Consider the following 17,610-nt stretch of genomic DNA (forward strand, 5'->3'; position numbering starts at 1 on the left):
CAATATTTCTGCTGGTTAGCGCGGAGGGACAGAGGTTGTGGACCGAGACCATCGAGTGTAAACGTTCCTTCTTATCGAAGGAGCGAAATGTGGCATTTTCGGATAAGGTCGAAGCGATACTTGAGGAGCTTAGAGCCAGCCTCTCGACTTTCGATTTCTCGGATGTTGGTAGCAAAAAACTGGCAATTCTGAATGTTTTCATGCGGCTCGCAGCAGCTCGCGGCTATGCAGCGATCACCATGAGGTCAATCGGAGCTGAGCTGAAGATCAAGGCCCCGAGTATCTACTCGCATTTTCCCGGCGGTCGTGAAGAGATCACGGAATATTGCCTTCGCTGGCAATCCCGAGATTATGCCGAGTCGCTCCTCGCGGCGGTCCAAACCGCCCGGAATCATGATGAATTGTGGGATGCTCTGGTTCGAAATCACTGCAAGCAACAATTGTCGAATCCCAACAACAGCTTATGGGACATGATTGTCGCGTCGGATCGCGTCGGGAAATTCCTGCCGCCATCCCTTAGAGATGACATGCATGAGAGACTCAATCTCTTTATTCGACTTTATGCGGCGATCGCTGAAGAGCTCGGGTTCCCCAATTCCATGGAAAAAGCGCGAGCCGTCATGTCCCTGATGGATTGCGCGGTGACGTGGTGCGAATGGTCCTCCGATCCCGAGGTCCAGACTGCAGCACTTGCGAAAGCTGTAGCGTTCTCTCGTGGCGTCCTGACTTCGGACACGACGCACCGGGCGCGAGTGGCCCGCCCGGAAAAGGTGGGCGCCTGACAGGCGCCGCCACGGACGATCGAAGGCCGTCCGCTGGGTGCCTCTTTCTGTCATCGACGTGTTGTTCGCGCGACGAAATAGGCGTCGCCCCTGGCGTCAATGCTCCCCAATGCCTGACGCCGAACCTGCTGCCCCAGGATCACACAACAAATACAAATTCAATGGGTTGATGATCCTTGTGAAAGACGAGGAGTACCCGGCTGTCATTCTCCGTCGCTCTGGTGAGGGGCGACAAAAAATGGCCTTTCCCGCGTAAAATTTGGCATGAAGGAAAGGGCAGGGGACACACCGTGCGGCTATGGTCACGTCATTACCGACGCACTCGACAAGGACTGCGCGGCGAGATACGGCCCAGCGGAGGATCTAGCTTGGAACAGAAAGTCGAATTCAAAAGTGGTGGCTACACGCTGAAGGGAGTGCTCACACGACCAGAGGGCAAGAGCAATGTTCCACTCGTGGTTATGGCTGGCGGCTGGTGCTATACGAAGGAAATCGTCCTTCCCAACTATGCGAAGGAATTCGTTGACATCGGATGCGCGACCCTCGCATTCGACTATCGCAACTTTGGCGAAAGCGAAGGTGATATTCGCCAGCATCTCAATCCGTGGGAGCAGATCGAGGATATCAGGAACGCGGTGTCATTCGCTGAGACGCTTGATGGCATTGATCACAAGCGTATCGGTCTGATGGGTATATCCTATGCAGGTGGTCACGCTATCATCACCGGTGCCATCGAACCGCGGCTCGCCTTCGTCATTTCTGCGGTGCCGGTCATCGACGGCTATCTGACACTTCGCCGCTGCCACGGCGAAATGCGCTTTGCAGAGCTGCTCGAGGTCGTGGCGAAAGATCGCAAGAACCGTTACGAGGGCGAACCCAGCGGCAAAATCGCGCAATCGCCGAAAGAGGATCCGAGCAGGGAGCTCACCGCCTGGCCGTTCCCGCATATCTATTCCGGCTTCATGGCGATCAAGGAAAAGTCCGCCCCGCTCCATGAGCACTGGACCACGATCGAATCCGTGGAATGGCTGCTGCGTTATCAGGTAAAGCCCTATGCCGAACGGATCTATGAAACGCCAGTTCTGGTCGCCATCGCAAAGGGCGACAACATTACCTCCGCAGACCTCGAAATCGAGATGTTCAACGCCATTCCCAACCCGAATAAGTCATTCGTGTCGGTAGGTGGGGTCGATCACATGAGCCTCTACACGAAGCCGGACCACCTCGAGAAGATCGGTAAAGCGTCGGCACAGTGGCTGAAGGAGACTCTCGCGAAGCTTTAGATGAGACATTCGGCAATCCTGGACGTCGACTGATACGACGATAAAGGCGCCCGCTCCGATCAGTGTGTCAGCAGAGCGGGCGCTATCATGGAAGGACCCGGAGGGGTTCGCTACTTCGAGCTAAGCGAGATTTAAGGCGGAGGCCGGCCACCCTCCGGCGCCGAGGAGCTCGTCGCGTGATTCATGGAGGGGAATAGGATGAGCAAGGTTTACCCGACCGCCACGACCGCGCTCGATGGTCTGCTTTTCGATGGCATGATGATCGCGGCCGGCGGGTTCGGACTGTGTGGCATCCCGGAATTGCTGATCGACGCGCTCCGTAAGAGCGGTGTCAAGAACCTAACGGTCGCTTCAAACAACGCCGGTGTCGATGATTTCGGCTTGGGTCTCCTGCTTCAATCGCGCCAAATCAAGAAAATGATCTCGTCTTACGTGGGTGAAAACTCCGAGTTCACGCGCCAATACCTGTCCGGAGAGTTGGAACTGGAATTTAACCCGCAGGGAACACTTGCAGAGCGAATGCGAGCTGGCGGGGCCGGAATTCCAGGTTTTTTCACCGCCACCGGCGTAGGTACTATCGTAGCCGACGGTAAAGAGCATAAGGATTTTGATGGGCGCACGTACATCCTTGAAAGAGCAATCAATGCGGACCTTTCGATAGTAAAGGCGTGGAAGGCTGATGAATCGGGAAACCTGATATTTCGGAAGACCGCGCGCAACTTCAACGTTCCGGCTGCGACATGTGGAAAGGTTTGCGTCGCTGAGGTCGAGGAGATTGTTCCAATTGGCGCAATCCCTCCCGATGGCATCCATCTGCCTGGCATCTACATTCACCGGCTGATCACTGGAACTCACCAGAAGCGGATTGAGCAACGAACCGTAAGAGCCAAGGAGTCTGCCTGATGTCGTGGGATCGGAACCAGATGGCAGCTATCGCTGCCCGCGAGCTTCAGGACGGATGGTACGTCAATCTCGGGATTGGCATACCAACTCTCGTTTCAAATCATATTCCGCCTGGCGTTTCCGTCACTCTTCAGTCTGAGAACGGAATGCTTGGAATGGGACCCTTCCCGCTTGCCGGTGAAGAGGACGCTGACCTTATCAATGCGGGAAAGCAGACAATCACAGAGCTCCCTAATTCGGCATATTTCGATTCCGCTACCAGCTTCGCGATGATCCGCGGGGGCAAAATTAACATGGCAATTCTTGGCGCCATGGAAGTGAGCGAAGAAGGCGACCTTGCCAACTGGATGATCCCCGGCAAGCTCGTCAAGGGCATGGGTGGAGCAATGGACCTCGTTGCAGGCGTGGGTCGCGTGGTCGTCGTGATGGACCACACGAACAAGGCTGGGGAACCGAAGGTTCTGAAACGGTGTACGCTTCCTTTGACGGGTAAAGCGGTGGTCGACAGGGTCATAACGAACCTTGGCGTACTCGATGTTGTGCCTAGCGGATTGAAGATCGTCGAACTCGCCGAGGGTGTTTCCGACGAGCAACTCCGCAGCGCCACGGAGGCAGCAATCGTCGACTAGTCGGGCGGTGGTGCTGTATTCGCATTTGAACGGAAAGAGACCGATGAAGATAGGGGTCCCACGAGAGACATACCCGGGCGAAAAGCGCACAGCTTTGACGCCAGACTCTGCCGGCCAGCTGCGGAAGCTAGGCTACGAGTGTCTTGTTGAAGCCGGTGCTGGATCGTTGGCCGGCTTTTCGGACGACGCTTACCGCGCAGCCGGCGTGACGGTCGTCGACAGCGCGGCGGCCCTCTACAAGATGGCTGATGTTATCGCCAAGGTCCGCCCGCCCGAAGCTGCTGAAGTCGAACGCCTTTCCTCCGGCAAGACGCTGATCTCCTTTTTCTATCCAGCCGAGAACAAGGATCTGCTCGAGCAGGCGAAGGGTGCCGGCGCCAATGTCATCGCAATGGACATGGTGCCGCGCATCTCGCGGGCGCAGAAGATGGATGCGCTGTCGTCGATGGCCAATATCGCCGGCTACCGCGCGATGATCGAGGCGGGCAACAATTTCGGCCGATTCTTCACCGGCCAGGTGACGGCCGCCGGCAAGGTGCCGCCGGCCAAGGTGCTGGTGATCGGTGCAGGCGTCGCCGGTCTCGCGGCAATCGGCGTCGCCACCTCGCTTGGCGCCCAGACCTATGCCTTCGACGTGCGTCCTGAGGTTGCCGAACAGATCGAGAGCATGGGGGCCGAGTTCGTCTACCTCGATTTCGACGGCGCTCAGCAGGACGGTGCGGCCACCGGCGGCTATGCGGCGCCGTCGTCGCCGGAGTTCCGCGAGAAGCAACTCGCCAGGTTCCGCGAGCTTGCGCCGCAGATCGATATCGTCATCACGACGGCGCTGATCCCCGGCCGTGAAGCGCCGAAACTCTGGCTTGCCGACATGGTGGCCGCGATGAAGCCGGGATCGGTGGTGGTCGACCTTGCCGCCGAACGCGGCGGCAACTGCGATCTCACCGTCGCCGATCAGCGCGTCGTTTCCGACAACGGCGTCGTCATCATCGGCTACACCGATTTCCCGAGCCGCATGGCTGCGCAGGCGTCGACGCTCTATGCCACCAACATCCGCCACATGCTGACCGACCTGACGCCGGGCAAGGATGGCAAGCTCGTCCACAACATGGAAGACGACGTCATCCGTGGCGCGACCGTCACCTTCGAGGGGGCGATCACCTATCCGCCGCCGCCACCGAAGATCGCCGCAATCGCAGCGCAGAAGCCAAAGGAAAAGGTGAAGGAGCCGACGCCGGAGGAAAAACGCGCCACCGAGGCCGCAGCCTTCAAGGCCCAGACGAAGAGCCAGTTGGCGCTGCTCGCCGTCGGCACGGCGCTGCTGCTGCTCGTCGGCGCCTTTGCGCCGCCGGCCTTCATGAGCCACTTCGTCGTCTTCGTGCTCGCCTGCTTCGTCGGCTTCCAGGTCATCTGGAACGTATCCCATTCGCTGCACACCCCGCTGATGGCCGTCACCAATGCGGTTTCCGGCATCGTCATTCTCGGCGCTCTGCTGCAGATCGGGTCTGGCAACTGGCTGGTGGTGCTGCTTGCGGCGCTCTCGGTACTGATCGCCACGATCAACATCGTCGGCGGCTTCCTCGTCACACGGCGCATGCTCGCCATGTTCCAGAAATCCTGATCGGGCAGGGGTAATCACTATGATGATCGGTATCGTATCGGCCGCCTATATCGCGGCAGCCGTTCTCTTCATCCTCTCGCTCGGCGGGCTCTCGGGTCAGGAAAGCGCCAAGCGCGCCGTCTGGTACGGCATGACCGGCATGGCATTGGCTATTGTCGCCACGGTCTTTGGACCTGAGGTCGGCAACTGGCTTGTCATCCTGCTGATGATTGCCGGCGGTGCTGTGCTCGGCCACTTCGTCGCCTCCCGCGTCCAGATGACCGAGATGCCGCAGCTTGTCGCGGCACTCCATTCCTTCGTCGGTCTCGCGGCCGTGTTCATCGGCTTCAACGCCCATATCGAAGCGGCAGACGTCGCCGGCCTCGACGCGGCAGCCCGCTCTGCCCTCACCGGCTTTGCCGCGATCCTCGCCCACAAGGAACCGGTGGAACTGTCGATCATGAAGGTCGAGGTCTTCCTCGGCGTCTTCATCGGCGCCGTCACCTTCACCGGCTCCGTCATCGCCTTCGGCAAGCTTGCCGGCAAGGTCGACGGCAAGGCAAAGAAGCTGCCGGGCGGGCATCTCCTCAACGCTGGCGCTCTGGGGCTTTCGTTGGCCCTACTCGTGCTCTACGTCAATGGTGCCGGCACCTGGACACTGCTTGTCATGACGCTCGCCGCCTTCTTCATCGGCTATCACCTGATCATGGGCATCGGCGGCGCCGACATGCCGGTGGTCGTGTCGATGCTGAACTCCTATTCCGGCTGGGCGGCCGCCGCCATCGGCTTCACGCTCGGCAACGACCTTCTGATCGTCACCGGCGCGCTGGTCGGCTCCTCGGGCGCGATCCTCTCCTACATCATGTGCAAGGCGATGAACCGTTCGTTCCTGTCGGTCATCCTCGGTGGCTTCGGCGCAACCACCGGTCCGGCAATGGAAATCACCGGTGAGCAGATCGCCATCGATGCCGAAGGCGTGGCCGCAGCCCTCAACGATGCCGACAGCGTCATCATCGTGCCTGGCTACGGCATGGCGGTGGCGCAGGCTCAAGCGTCGGTCTCGGAGCTTACCCGCAAGCTGCGCGCGGCCGGCAAGAACGTGCGCTTCGCCATTCATCCGGTCGCCGGCCGGTTGCCGGGCCACATGAACGTGCTTTTGGCCGAGGCGAAGGTGCCCTACGACATCGTGCTCGAGATGGACGAGATCAACGAGGACTTCCACGAAACGGATGTCGTCATTGTCATCGGCTCCAATGACATCGTCAATCCGGCGGCCCAGGAAGATCCGAACTCGCCGATCGCCGGCATGCCGGTGCTTGAAGTGTGGAAGGCCAAGCAGGTGTTCGTCTCGAAGCGCGGGCAGGGAACCGGATATTCGGGTATCGAGAACCCGCTTTTCTTCAAGGAGAACACGCGGATGTTCTATGGCGACGCGAAGAGGTCGGTCACCGATTTGCTCCCCATCTTGGGATAAAGAACCTCGCCATCGAAACGCCGCTGTGCGAGGGTCGCCATGTGCATCAAGCGTTTCTAATCTGAAATCGGGTCGGCGGTTCCGATGACCACGTGAATGAAGCATGGGACCTGCGATCCGGCTGATGTCGGCAAACACGGCGGCACGATTAGCACCGCCATCGGATCGGCCTGTGCTGCACAGACCGATCTGGACTCGGTCACATCAATAGGAACGGTCGAGCAGCGCGTCGAGGCGTGAAAGCCGCCAGATGCCAGCATCCTTGACGAATTCCGCGTCGTACTTGCCGGCGCTGACGATCGAGCATTTATCACCAACAGTCGAGTTCAGGGCGAGGTAGAACCGGGCAGACGCGGAGGAGTCTGTCTGTTTCGTGAAATGGAAATTGGTGATGATATGCCGGGGCTGATCCAACTGGCCCTTGCGCATCGCGCTCAACACGGAGACAATTTCTTCGCGCCCTCGCATCGGCCCCCAGGCCACGCTCCCGGTCGACCAGACTCCCTTGCTGGTTGCGCCCGTGGTAAACGCCTCACCAATCAAATCAAACTCTGCCTCGTCATAGCCGAAAGCATATCGTGCAACGACCTCCATTATGAGCTGGCGATCGGCGGCATTGTGCGTCATGTCTCTCTCTCCTCCGGTTCACATTCGATGACTTGCTGTGAAATGAACTGCTGCGGACAATCAGGTCGGTATCTGGCGTCTTCGTCAGGGGGGACGCACAAAAGGTTGCACTTTCCACAATCCCCGGCAGCCGAGATGTCACGCCAGCGCTTGGGCAGTCGCTTCCCTTTTGTCCGCCTCGAGGACGTATCAAATCGACGGAAGCGGCGCCCATCCATGCGTGTCAAAGTGTGTTCCGAACGGGCCATATTTGGGCTTGCTGGAGACAACTCTCGTCGGGCCTAGAACACGACATGCAGCGGTTCAGCCCTTTTAGTACGGGAATGAGAACTCGTTCATGCTGCCAAACGCGAAACGCTGCCGTACTCGTTCGGAGGGCTGAACGTTCTCCACAGCAGCCTGACTATAACTGCGAACTGTTGCCGGACGAGATAGTTCGCCATCCACGCTTCCTTCGCACGACGGGTAACAGTTGCCGCCATGCTGTTCGATCGCTCGCCCTTTGTTCCCTGGGTGTGCGCCTGGTTCGAGCTTGTAGTTGTCAGGAGCGGTGAGGTCGGGAGGCGATCGTCGGTGTGGCCTCGTCGGCGGGAGTCGAAGACAAGCTCAGGGCCACACAGCCTCAGGGAGTTAACTTTCACAGCAGCGCCCCGGTGAATGACCGTAAAGCGGCCAGTACCGGCAGTTCGGTCGTTGACGAGCGATAGCTAGGGCCAATCCTTCACGCTCGTCAGATCGCGCAACGGGCCGAGAGCAGCCGTCCCACCAGAGCAACCCCGGGGGAGTTTCGGAACATCGCATAGTGTATCAATCGGAACTCTACGCTCTCGCAGCCAAACCCTCAGACGAGCGCGACGCCGCTCTTGTAATCTTTTGATCGACCCATGCTGAGAGATCGCTCCAGAGTTTCTGGTCGAGGCCGACGTGGCGAGCGATCGCAATGATCCGCTGATAGGAGATGGGTGTGATTGCGGCATGCCCGCCAAGACTTGGATCAACCAGGCTCCGTTTCGCCTTCCGTGCCATCGGAAAACTCGGGTGATCGGCAAAGGCGGCGAGGGCTGAGGCTTGAAGGTTGCGGTGCTTGCCTATTGCTGCTGCCAGCACGGCGGCGTTACGCAACGTTTGCAGTCAATTGCCGGTGTCTCGACAGCGTCGCCGAGCGCGATTATTGACTCTGCCGTCCGCCCATCGGAAAAGGATGTACAGTTGGAGAGGAAAAACAACTCATGGCAGACGAGAACAATACGAACGACAATACAGGCGCTCTGGAAGCGACCCCGCCGACAGAGATAGCGCCGCCCAAGAAGCGCCGGGGGCCGCGGCCGAAGAATATAGTCTCGGAAGCAACGGCTGAAACACCGGAGGCAGTTGCCGCTCAGCCCGTGAGGGGGCGCAGGAAGCGCGCAGACAAGCCGGCAGATGCGACGGTCTCGGCAAAGACGCAGGCCGGTTCGAAGGGCAAGGCAAAGAATGTCGCCAAGGGCACCCGAAAACCCCGTGTGGCAAAACAGACGATAGAGACGCCGGCTTCAGCTCCGATCCTCGACGACATTGCGGATCTTCTTCAGCTCGAGGAAGAGAATGCGCGGCTTCGCAAGGCTCTGGCTGAAAAACTGCGGGCAGAGAACGCCGATCTGCGCAAGCGACTGGGTCTTGCCTGATCATTCGGTGAAGGGCCGATCGAATTGTGCGATCGGTCCTCGTCGTCGCGCCGTTGCTACGGTTGCCTAGAGGCCGCAGCAATGGATGTCGGTGCGGGCTCGGGGTGACAGCGCACTATGAAATCACCATGGAAATATCTGGTCCAACTGGCGTCACGAGCGCGAACGGTTGAAGAGCCTGGGAGCCCGCGAGAAATTGAGACCGCGAAACAGGATGGGTCGCAAGGGACGCTGGCAACCGACACGCTGGCACCGTCCATCCCGGCCAGCGACATAGCAGACTCGATAAAAGAGGCCTCGGATGAAGTGGCTAGCGAACTCGATGCCGCCGCCACGGACGCAGCCGTTGTAGCGGTTTACGGAAGCCAGGAGGTATTCGTCACGGTCGTCGATCGGTCGAGTGCGGACGTGCTACAACCCGCACCTCCACCCGAACCATTACCGACGAAGAAGGTAAGGCGCAGCAGAAAAACTAAAGTCCCGAATGTTGCAGGAACCGATCCTGTCGAATATGACGACGGAAGCTCCGCTGTCGCACAGCCGCCGATGACCTTCATGGATGAGGTTGCTGGACTGAACGGGGAAATCCTGCAGCTGAGACGCGAACTGGCGGCAAAGTTGCTTCTGCAGAACACGCAACTCAAGAAGATGCTTGAGCGGTACGACCGATAGCGAGCTGTGCTCTTGACCATTGGATACCCATGAAACCACAGCAGCGAAAGTTTATCGTCGAAGTTAAATCGCCGCGCCGGCGTTCGATGATCAGGCCGACCTCTATTTGGGGCGATACGGATCTCAAGGCACTCGTGCGCGAGGCTGAGACCGAGGCCCCACACCTGTTCGAGCCGGTTGAGGGACGAAGCGAGTTCTCTCCGGCGCAAAGTGTAGAACTCCGCCCGAACGACAGCGCCAGTACGGTCCACACCCCACCCCCCGCGGATCCCCCGGTCTTGATGGAAGTGGTCGCCGACGTTGACGAAGCTCTCGATGACGCCGCCATTGCGTTGTCGGACGCGGACAAACCGAAGACCTCTTCAGGAAAGCGGCCGAACCGCCGTCGCAGAACGCGCAGTATCCATCGCGGTGACCGCAGGACTCCCATAGCTGCTACTGAAGTCGAAACCGCTCCCGACGACCTTGCGGCGCTGGAGGAAGAGAACCGTTGGCTGAAAGGACTGCTGTTACATCGGCTTCATCAGGAGAACATCCAGCTCCGAAGGATGCTCGAGCGGTTTGGAACAAACTAGACGACACGTAAGCGTCCTATCGCCCCGCACGAGAACTGATCCGTGCACCGTAAGCAGTGAGCCATCGCGCATCCAAGCGAAGCGAGGCTGTGTGTGAGTGTCCGTCGGACGCCGAATGACAATCGAAGGCACTGAGCGCTAAATGTCGCCGAAGATAAGTGAGGGACAATGAGAAAGCTCGTCGCAGGCAAACTGCATGGTATCTACGTGACGGAAGCGAACCTCAACTATCATGGTTCGATCACGCTGGATCCTGATCATTGCGAGCAAGCTGGCATCCTGCCCATGGAGTTTGTCGAGATCTGGAACAAAAACTCTGGTGCTCGGATCTCTACCTACGTCATTTTGGGCGAGCGCGGCTCAAGGTGCTGCATTCTGAATGGCGCGGCGGCGCGCACTTGCCAGCCCGGTGATCAAATCATCATCTGCAACTCGGTCTACCTTGAGGAAAGTCAGCTCACCTCGTTAAAGCCGAAGGTCCTTACCTTCGACGAAAACAACCACATACGCGATCGCCTGAGCTATTCGGTGGATGTTGACGCCGAAGGGAAATACACGTTCGAAATCCTCGATCAGGAGAACACCGTCTTGCCAGTGCCGCTCTTGGTGTCTGGCGGCGGTTGAGGTTGCGGCAGGGGCCAGTTTGAATCCGGGAGAAATTCTTCGGCGGGCTTCTGTGGTCCAAGTATTTAGCGATGATCTCAGTTAGCCGCCGCTCCCCGACAAATCTCCGATGCAACGTCCAGCGACCTTTCGAACGCCGGGATCGGCAAGAACTCATAGCGCGAATGGAAGTTGTAGGCGCCGGTGAAGAAGTTCGGCGTCGGGATGCCACGGGCCGAGAGCACCGCGCCATCGGTGCCGCCGCGCATCGGGATCAGTTTCCTGTCGATCCCAAGCGCGTCCATGGCCTGGAACAACAGTGCGACGGCGCGATCGTCGTGGGCAAGGCTGGCGGCGATGTTTCGATAGGTGTCGGTGACCTGGTGGCGGACGTTGCCGGTCGGGTAGCGTGAGCGGATGCGTTCGGCGACTTCGGCGATCCGACGCTTGCGCTGATGGAAACCATCGGTGTCGAAGTCGCGGATCAGGCAGGTGAGTGTCGCCTCGCTGTCATTGGCGGCGAGATCCTTGAACCAGAAGAAGCCCTGGCGATCCGCGGTGTGTTCGGGCGTGTCGTTGCGGTCGAACTGGGCGATGAAGTCGATTGCCATCGTGAGCGGATTGACGAGCGTGCCCTTCGCTGACATCGGGTGTGCGCTGACACCGGTGAAGACGATTTCTGCGGAAGCGGCATTGAAGGTCTCGAGCACCACTTCGCCGAGTTCACAGCAGTCGATCGTATAGGCGAAGTCGCAAGGGAAACGGTTAAGATCGAGCGCCTTGGCGCCACGCAGCCCGATCTCCTCGTCGGGCACGAAGGCGACGTAGACGTCGCCATGCGCTTGGCTGTCGAGCCGGCCAAGCAACGTCATGATCACGGCGATGGCGGCCTTGTTGTCGGCGCCAAGCACGCTCGTGCCGTCGCCGGCGATGATGTCCTCGCCAACCCAGGAACGAAGTGCAGGATGTTCTGCGACGCGCAGCCAAATATCGTCCTTGGCGTTGAGGCAAAGATCCTTGCCGTCAAAACGGAGGATCTGCGGCCGGATGAAGGGCGAGAGGCCGACATCGACGGTATCGAGATGAGCAATAAAGCCGATCGCTGGCGCGTCCGGCCTGTTGCCACGTTTGACACCGGTGACGATCGCCTGCGCGTCGACGCGGACGTCCTGCAAGCCCAGAGCCCGCATCTCGTCGCCCAGCAGCGCGGCGAGTGCTGCCTGCCCCGGTGACGAGGGCAGCGTTTGTGCGCGGCCATTGCTCTGGCTCTCGATCGCGGCATAGCGGAAGAAGCGGCTGATCAGTTCCTGACGGACGTCCATGATGGTCCTCCTATGGAAGAGGCGGGCCGCATTGGCTCGGCCCGTTGTTGTGGGTGGTGGCGGTCGGATATCTCGCCTCGGTCTAGATCCGGATGATGCCGACACCGTCGGAGACCTGGATCTCGGTGCCGAGCCTGGCCGATTGTTCGGTAAGCCGCCGCAGGATGCGCTCGGCACTCGCCCCCGTCGCCAGATGCGGCGCCAGCCGCCGCTCCAAGACGCCATCCTGCAACGCCTCGTCGCCGCCGATGACGACCGGATGAAGGGTGATCTCGACAAGACGGTTGCCGGCATCGAAGGTGGAGACCGCGACGACGCTCTCCCAGACCTCCGGCGCCGTCCAAGTCGACTTCTCCGAGCGCACATGGAAGATGAAGTTGCCGAGGCTGTAGAAGATCGGCCGGCCGTCAGGAGCCTCGGGCAACAGCTTCGCGGACGTGCCGGGCAGGCCGGTCGGAAACACCTGCGACGCGGCGGTGCCATAGCCGGCGAGGATCTTGTCGACGAGAATGCCGCGGTCGGTTGCGAGCGCCAGTGCCCGCCGCACGAGCGGGTTCTTGAACGGATTGGCGATCGGTGCACCCGATTTATCCGTCACGCCAGGAAGCGTGTCCCGGCTAACGTCGAACTGGACGAAGTTGATGCGGGCCGCCCCGACGCTGGCGATCCGCGCACCGCGCTGCTTCAAGCCGTCGACATCGCGGGCCGGAATGGCGTCGGCGACATCGACCTCGCCGGTGCTTAAGCCCGCCACGCGGGCGGCCGGACTCTCGATCACCCGAAAAGCGACCGTCGGCCAGGCAGGCTTGCCGCCCCAATAGGCGTCGTTGCGGGTGAGCCGCAGGCTCTCGCCGGAGCTCCAGCTCTCGAAGCGGTAGGGACCGGTGCCAATGGGGGGAGAGCCGGCGTTCAACTGCTCGGTCGTCTCAAAACCTTCGGGCGGCTTGTTCATCATGAAGATCGACGAGAAGGAAAGCGGCAGGTTGGGGACCGGGCCATTGGTCTCGATGACCACCGTCAGGGGATCGGGGGCAGAGACCGCCTTGATGCCGCTCAAAGAAGCGCGAAAGCCGCCGCTCGGGGGCTTGAGGAAATCGCGGATGCGCGCGATCGAATAGACAACGTCGTCGGCGTCGAAGACCGCGCCGTCGTGGAAGCGGACGCCGTCGCGCAGCTTGAACTCCCATTGGGTGTCGGAAAGGGCCCGCCAGGAAGTGGCAAGACCGGGCTTCAGTTCGAGCTTCTCGTCCTGGTAAACGAGCCGCTCATAGATGTGCGAGAGCAGCGCGGTGTTCTCGTTGAGGTTGGCATAATGCGGATCGAGCGTCATCAGCTTGTAGGAGGTGGCGATCCGTAGCTCGCCCCGTTCCTGGGCCATGCCAGGCGTCGACGGTGCGCTCCAGAGCGAGGCGGAAAGCAGAAACGCCGACAGCAGGCGCGGGCGAAATGGGTTTCCCAGTTTCATGTGTTGTTCCTTCTTATTTTTGACAGAGTCAGAGTGCTGCGCCGAAGGGGCCTCCGGCGCGGGGTTCATGGATGGATCGAGCAAAAGCCGGCGCTCCGTAGAGATGCCGGGGATGGACTCACGAATGGCGGGGCGGTTAGCCGTTTTGCAACGCTGGCTGGCGTTCGCCCGCGGTCGAGCCACGCGGCGGGTCAAGAGTCGCCTCAATCCTGAGAAGATCCGCCAGGATGATACGGAGTTGCGACCACGGTTCATCGGGACTGGTGGGGGAGGGCTGTCCGCGGTTCAGAATCGCATCCAGTTTGGCGGCAACACCAGCGACCGATTCCGCAGGCGTGCTCCACAAGGCTGCCGCCGCTTCGTCCTCGGCGATCGCCGCACAATCCTCGGCTTCGAGCGCCTCGTTATAGGCTGCATCGCGTTCAGGGCGCGTGTCTGCCGACTTCAAGAGCCTTGTCTCGATCCGCTGCTGGTGCGCGCTCGAATCGCTCAAACGCTGCCAAGCGTTGCACCACTGGTGCCACGCTCCAACCGCGGGGTCATCGGTGCAACGGCTAAACCCCGTATTCTGATGGGTCGTAGCCTCTTGATATGTGGGTAAAGACGCTGCCACGAGAGAATGAAAATCTCCTCGGGTGACCGTAGACAAAGTTCTGCTATTGTCGGAATCAGCCATGATCCGAGCTCCCTAAAGCTTGGTTGTGGTCAGGCTGTGCCCGGTGTTGCGAGCACCGAGCGCAGCCGAATGAAACTTTAAGTGCCACATGAACGAAAAAAGTTCAACCGAGAAACTGAAATTTATGAGTGTAATAACGGGAGCTCAGATTCGCGCGGCAAGGGCGCTAGTTCGTTGGACTGCTGAAGACCTGGCAAATGCAGCCAGTGTAGGTCTCTCGACAGTACGACGCGCAGAGGCAGAAGATGGGCCACCAACAGCGACAGCAGCCAATCTGAAGCTAATCCAAAATGCTCTGGAAACCGCCGGTATCGAGTTCATCCCGGAAAATGGCGGCGGCGTGGGGGTCCGCTTCAAAAAGTAGTCCCCGAGTCTAGACGCCATGTAGCGCGAAAAGCGCCGCGCGCAGAGCAGTTAGCCGCAGCGGAAGCCGGCAAATGGCCGCTGATGGAAGGCCACAATTTGCCGTGCACAATCGCGTGAGGGGACTATGAATTTTCACAGCCTCTGTCATCAATATGCGGTCTGTGAAGTCGAACGCTCAGACGCCGGGCCTCTTCTTGCTTATGCGAGAGGAGGCCTTTTCATTTAGACTAGAGCGTCTTGTTCACAACTTGTGCAGCAACACTCACCAGGAGCGCCGCGACTGTAACCGCGGCGGTGTAGCGCGCAAATTTCATGCGGCGCCCTCGAGCGCCAGTCCAGTCATATCCCATCGGTCACCTCTCTATGACGTGGTGGTACTCTTAGACTTCGCCCGCACAGAGCTACACAACGCCGCTGCTATTCAAACCGAAGCTCACTGCGGATGTCTCATTCCCTTTCAACCAAGATAATGCGCAATGCCCGAATGACGTCCGCTGCATCGATCAGCGTATCCCTGATGTCCTCGGTCGATAAATCTCTCACGCGGGCAGATGCGATCCCCAAATCGATTACCACGTCTTTCGCACGCCTGTTACCTCCAACGCCGGCCTGCTCGCGCATTTCACGGATCGTATCGACCGATCGATCGAGGAGGCGGCTTACTTCGAAAGGCGTTAGTTTCTCGACCTCATTGGCGGCTCTGATCAGTTCGGAGATAAAGGCGGTCGTTTGAGACATTGTCGACCCGAGAAGGCAATTTTACATCGCATCAGCACGCAGCGTCTGTTTCGCATGGTAGCTTTTCCCCTTGAAAGCATCACCAAACAATCTGGAGCGGCTTTCTGAGCTCGCGCCATTTCCGGCCTGAACTGGACCTGTTGGGATAGTTTTGACGGCCTACAAAGAAGCCCCGCCATTGAGGCGGGGCGAGGATCGCGCCCAGATGGCTCGCTGGACGCGGGGAAGTCTGCATCGACTATTAGAGGAAGGTATCGAACGGACGAGCCTAAAGGGAAGGGCTGTTTCCGTGATTCCGGTACGGTTCGGCAAAAAAAACTTGCCCGGGACCAAATGGCGGCGCTAAGCGCAGAACCATGATCAATTCATCGAGCTTCCCATCATGGCCGAGGAAGCCATCTGGAATACAGCCAACCTCCACGAATCCATGGCGTTCGTAGAAGCGGATTGCTGCCGAATTCTCCGCATTGACGCCAAGCTCAAGCTGAACAACCCCGTGAGCGAGTGCGTGCTCTGCCACCTCGCGCAAGAGGTGCGCGGCAATCCCAGTCCCGCGTTTGCCCTTCCGGACGTAGACGCTGACTAACCTCGCACGGTGCGCCATTTTCCTGGCACGCTCGAACCTGAGCCCCATCATGCCGACGGGTTGGTCACCAACGAACGCTACAAAAACCGGCTGGCTCAGATGCTGCCGCCATTGGCGATCGGAGAGATTGACCCAATCTCCAAACACACTCGCAAACGAAAGCGGCTCGTGTGAGAGCGCCTCCAGGCGTATGCGCCGGAACACATCTACGTCCTTGACCGACAGGCGCCTGATCGCTGCCCCATCTTCAATCGACACATCGACCTCCACCAAAGTACCCAGGTCGGGCTGAAAAACGTCGTCTGCTGCTAGGCAGCTATTCCAATGCCACGTGACACTTCGGCATCGAAGCCGCTCTGCATCGATTGATCACGAACCCGACCACTGCCATTCGGCCGCCTCCGGGGTGATGACCCCGCTGACGATGTGTTTCGACAGTTCCGCCCAGATCTGATCCCTGGTGAAGCTTGCGAGATCACCACACGACTGTGCCAAGGGCATCTCCGCGTATTTTGAAAGAGGAGCCGCGGCTCCTCCGAATAGCTCGATTTCCCGGAATGGGTAGCCGCCGGCCGGCTTCAAGACACGATGACCCCAAAGTCCAGGTCGGTCGTCTCCACGCAGTTCAGTCAAAAGATCGAGATTGCCCGATCGCTTTAGACCGATCGCGGTAAGGTAGCGCATGAGCGGGTAGTAAATGGTCTGCCGGCATCCCCCAAGCGCTCTCACGCCCGGCAAGATGGAAATTATCAGGAACACAGTGTATAGGCTTGGCACGATCGCGCGCTGCCGGAGCGCCGCCGCGATACTGTCCGGCCGAAACTGCACTTCGAAGTTCGATGGACCGCTGGCCCTGAGTGCGCTGTTCTCGAGGCGGAGCGGAATGATCCTGCCTTTTTCCATGCGCCAGAAGAAGTCGGTGGTTCTGCGGATCCAACCTTGCCACGGGCCGATGTTCAGGCGATCCTTGGCGTCCAGGATGCTCTCGGCAACTTTGCCATCTCCGATGAAGCGAGCCGACATCCAGGATCCCGCGTCGTCGAGATGGTCGGCGACCAGATCCGCGATGTCGAAATCATCGAGCTGAAGCAGCTTGACGGGGGAGGGGAGTTGGCCACGCCAGAGGGTCTGATTGGCCGCCCTGATTGCCTCGGCGGCTGAAGCAAATTCATCCGAGGGCAATTCAGCGAGGAGAGCCGCGGCAGCGTCGTTCGGAGCCGGATCGCCTTTCGCGTTCGAGAGGGCAAAGCGAAAGGGGCCATTCAGGCCGCAGACGCTGAAGGAATCCATTCGGCTCCGGGGCAGACCGAAGAGGTTTAGGGGTTCACCTTCAAGCCAGAGCCAGCCGGGACCTTTCTTTGCCTTCTCGGAGAAGCTGACGGTCGAGGCTTGGTAGGTGATGTACCATTCGCGGCTATGGGCGTTCAGGCCCAACAAGCTGAACAGATGCGTGTAGAACGCATCCGGTTCGATCAGCAGCAGGCAATGCGGACCGGTCTGCAGCACCGGCGCCGCCATCAACTGAAGGCTGGCGCTTCGAGCTTCCTCAACGTCGTAACCGGACCTGCGCGCCGCCCGTTCGATGCAGCGGCAGAGGAGCTCCATTGCATGACGACGCACGGAGTGCTCGGAACGGAATTTCTCGACG

Annotated in this window: 17 protein-coding genes and 2 pseudogenes; 11 read left to right on the plus strand and 8 right to left on the minus strand. The window is 59.6% G+C overall.

Annotated elements, in window-relative coordinates:
- The first annotated feature begins 89 nt into the window (after positions 1-89).
- The 6 genes from QM996_RS32180 (at position 90) to QM996_RS32205 (ending at position 6,668) form a co-directional block, all read left to right on the plus strand.
- The gene (locus tag QM996_RS32180; protein WP_334142234.1) at positions 90-782 is read left to right on the plus strand and encodes a TetR/AcrR family transcriptional regulator; all 693 of its coding nucleotides are present in this window, start codon (positions 90-92) and stop codon (positions 780-782) included.
- A gap of 368 nt (positions 783-1,150) precedes the next feature.
- A complete protein-coding gene (locus tag QM996_RS32185; protein WP_334142236.1) occupies positions 1,151-2,065 on the plus strand; it encodes an alpha/beta hydrolase in 915 nt (304 codons plus the stop codon).
- A 198-nt stretch (positions 2,066-2,263) separates the two neighbouring features.
- The gene (locus QM996_RS32190) at positions 2,264-2,968 is read left to right on the plus strand and encodes a CoA transferase subunit A (RefSeq protein WP_334142238.1); all 705 of its coding nucleotides are present in this window, start codon (positions 2,264-2,266) and stop codon (positions 2,966-2,968) included.
- Entirely contained in the window at positions 2,968-3,597 is a 630-nt protein-coding gene (locus QM996_RS32195; protein WP_334142240.1) for a 3-oxoacid CoA-transferase subunit B, read from the plus strand. The genes QM996_RS32190 and QM996_RS32195 overlap by 1 nt, the downstream gene beginning before the upstream one ends.
- Positions 3,598-3,640: 43 nt before the next feature.
- On the plus strand, positions 3,641-5,215 hold the full coding sequence (locus QM996_RS32200; RefSeq protein ID WP_334142242.1) for a Re/Si-specific NAD(P)(+) transhydrogenase subunit alpha: 1,575 nt from the start codon (positions 3,641-3,643) through the stop codon (positions 5,213-5,215).
- 19 nt (positions 5,216-5,234) lie between these two features.
- Complete coding sequence (locus QM996_RS32205; protein WP_334142244.1) at positions 5,235-6,668, plus strand: NAD(P)(+) transhydrogenase (Re/Si-specific) subunit beta; 1,434 nt, start codon at positions 5,235-5,237, stop codon at positions 6,666-6,668.
- A gap of 204 nt (positions 6,669-6,872) precedes the next feature.
- On the opposite strand, the gene QM996_RS32210 is transcribed toward QM996_RS32205, so the two are convergent.
- Together QM996_RS32210 and QM996_RS32215 are read right to left on the minus strand one after the other, a co-directional pair.
- A complete protein-coding gene (locus tag QM996_RS32210; RefSeq protein WP_334142246.1) occupies positions 6,873-7,295 on the minus strand; it encodes a nuclear transport factor 2 family protein in 423 nt (140 codons plus the stop codon).
- A gap of 819 nt (positions 7,296-8,114) precedes the next feature.
- Positions 8,115-8,423 (minus strand): annotated as a pseudogene (locus QM996_RS32215) (PGN_0703 family putative restriction endonuclease); the annotation flags it as partial.
- A gap of 101 nt (positions 8,424-8,524) precedes the next feature.
- On the opposite strand from QM996_RS32215, the gene QM996_RS32220 reads away from it, so the two are divergent.
- The 4 genes from QM996_RS32220 to panD all read left to right on the plus strand — a co-directional run bounded on the left by QM996_RS32220 (position 8,525) and on the right by panD (position 10,830).
- Positions 8,525-8,959 carry a SyrB-like regulator gene (locus QM996_RS32220; protein WP_334142248.1) on the plus strand — a complete coding sequence of 145 codons (435 nt, stop codon included), beginning with the start codon at positions 8,525-8,527 and terminating at the stop codon, positions 8,957-8,959.
- A 117-nt stretch (positions 8,960-9,076) separates the two neighbouring features.
- On the plus strand, positions 9,077-9,631 hold the full coding sequence (locus QM996_RS32225; protein WP_334142250.1) for a hypothetical protein: 555 nt from the start codon (positions 9,077-9,079) through the stop codon (positions 9,629-9,631).
- A 29-nt stretch (positions 9,632-9,660) separates the two neighbouring features.
- Positions 9,661-10,206, plus strand: a complete 546-nt coding sequence (locus QM996_RS32230) for a hypothetical protein (RefSeq protein ID WP_334142251.1) — start codon at positions 9,661-9,663, stop codon at positions 10,204-10,206.
- 168 nt (positions 10,207-10,374) lie between these two features.
- Entirely contained in the window at positions 10,375-10,830 is a 456-nt protein-coding gene (gene panD / locus QM996_RS32235; protein ID WP_334142252.1) for an aspartate 1-decarboxylase, read from the plus strand.
- A gap of 77 nt (positions 10,831-10,907) precedes the next feature.
- On the opposite strand, the gene pepT is transcribed toward panD, so the two are convergent.
- From pepT to QM996_RS32250, 3 genes and pseudogenes are all read right to left on the minus strand, one after another.
- Entirely contained in the window at positions 10,908-12,131 is a 1,224-nt protein-coding gene (gene pepT, locus QM996_RS32240; protein ID WP_334142254.1) for a peptidase T, read from the minus strand.
- A 406-nt stretch (positions 12,132-12,537) separates the two neighbouring features.
- A pseudogene (locus tag QM996_RS32245) lies at positions 12,538-13,596 on the minus strand (ABC transporter substrate-binding protein); the annotation flags it as partial.
- Positions 13,597-13,732: 136 nt separating this feature from the next.
- The gene (locus tag QM996_RS32250; RefSeq protein WP_500270533.1) at positions 13,733-14,272 is read right to left on the minus strand and encodes a hypothetical protein; all 540 of its coding nucleotides are present in this window, start codon (positions 14,270-14,272) and stop codon (positions 13,733-13,735) included.
- Positions 14,273-14,396: 124 nt separating this feature from the next.
- On the opposite strand from QM996_RS32250, the gene QM996_RS32255 reads away from it, so the two are divergent.
- Positions 14,397-14,636: a helix-turn-helix domain-containing protein gene (locus QM996_RS32255; protein WP_334142278.1), complete on the plus strand. Its 240-nt coding sequence runs from the start codon at positions 14,397-14,399 to the stop codon at positions 14,634-14,636.
- A 449-nt stretch (positions 14,637-15,085) separates the two neighbouring features.
- Here the strand turns inward: QM996_RS32255 and QM996_RS32260 are convergent, their stop codons facing one another.
- From QM996_RS32260 to QM996_RS32270, 3 genes are all read right to left on the minus strand, one after another.
- Positions 15,086-15,376, minus strand: coding sequence for a hypothetical protein (locus tag QM996_RS32260; protein WP_334141514.1), 291 nt, complete (start codon positions 15,374-15,376; stop codon positions 15,086-15,088).
- Positions 15,377-15,644: 268 nt separating this feature from the next.
- Positions 15,645-16,220, minus strand: coding sequence for a GNAT family N-acetyltransferase (locus QM996_RS32265; RefSeq protein WP_334141517.1), 576 nt, complete (start codon positions 16,218-16,220; stop codon positions 15,645-15,647).
- Between the two features lie 111 nt (positions 16,221-16,331).
- Positions 16,332-17,567, minus strand: coding sequence for a hypothetical protein (locus tag QM996_RS32270; RefSeq protein WP_500270572.1), 1,236 nt, complete (start codon positions 17,565-17,567; stop codon positions 16,332-16,334).
- Positions 17,568-17,610: the final 43 nt, after the last annotated feature.

Source organism: Sinorhizobium chiapasense (genome assembly GCF_045277575.1).
Classification (GTDB): domain Bacteria; phylum Pseudomonadota; class Alphaproteobacteria; order Rhizobiales; family Rhizobiaceae; genus Ensifer; species Ensifer chiapasense_A.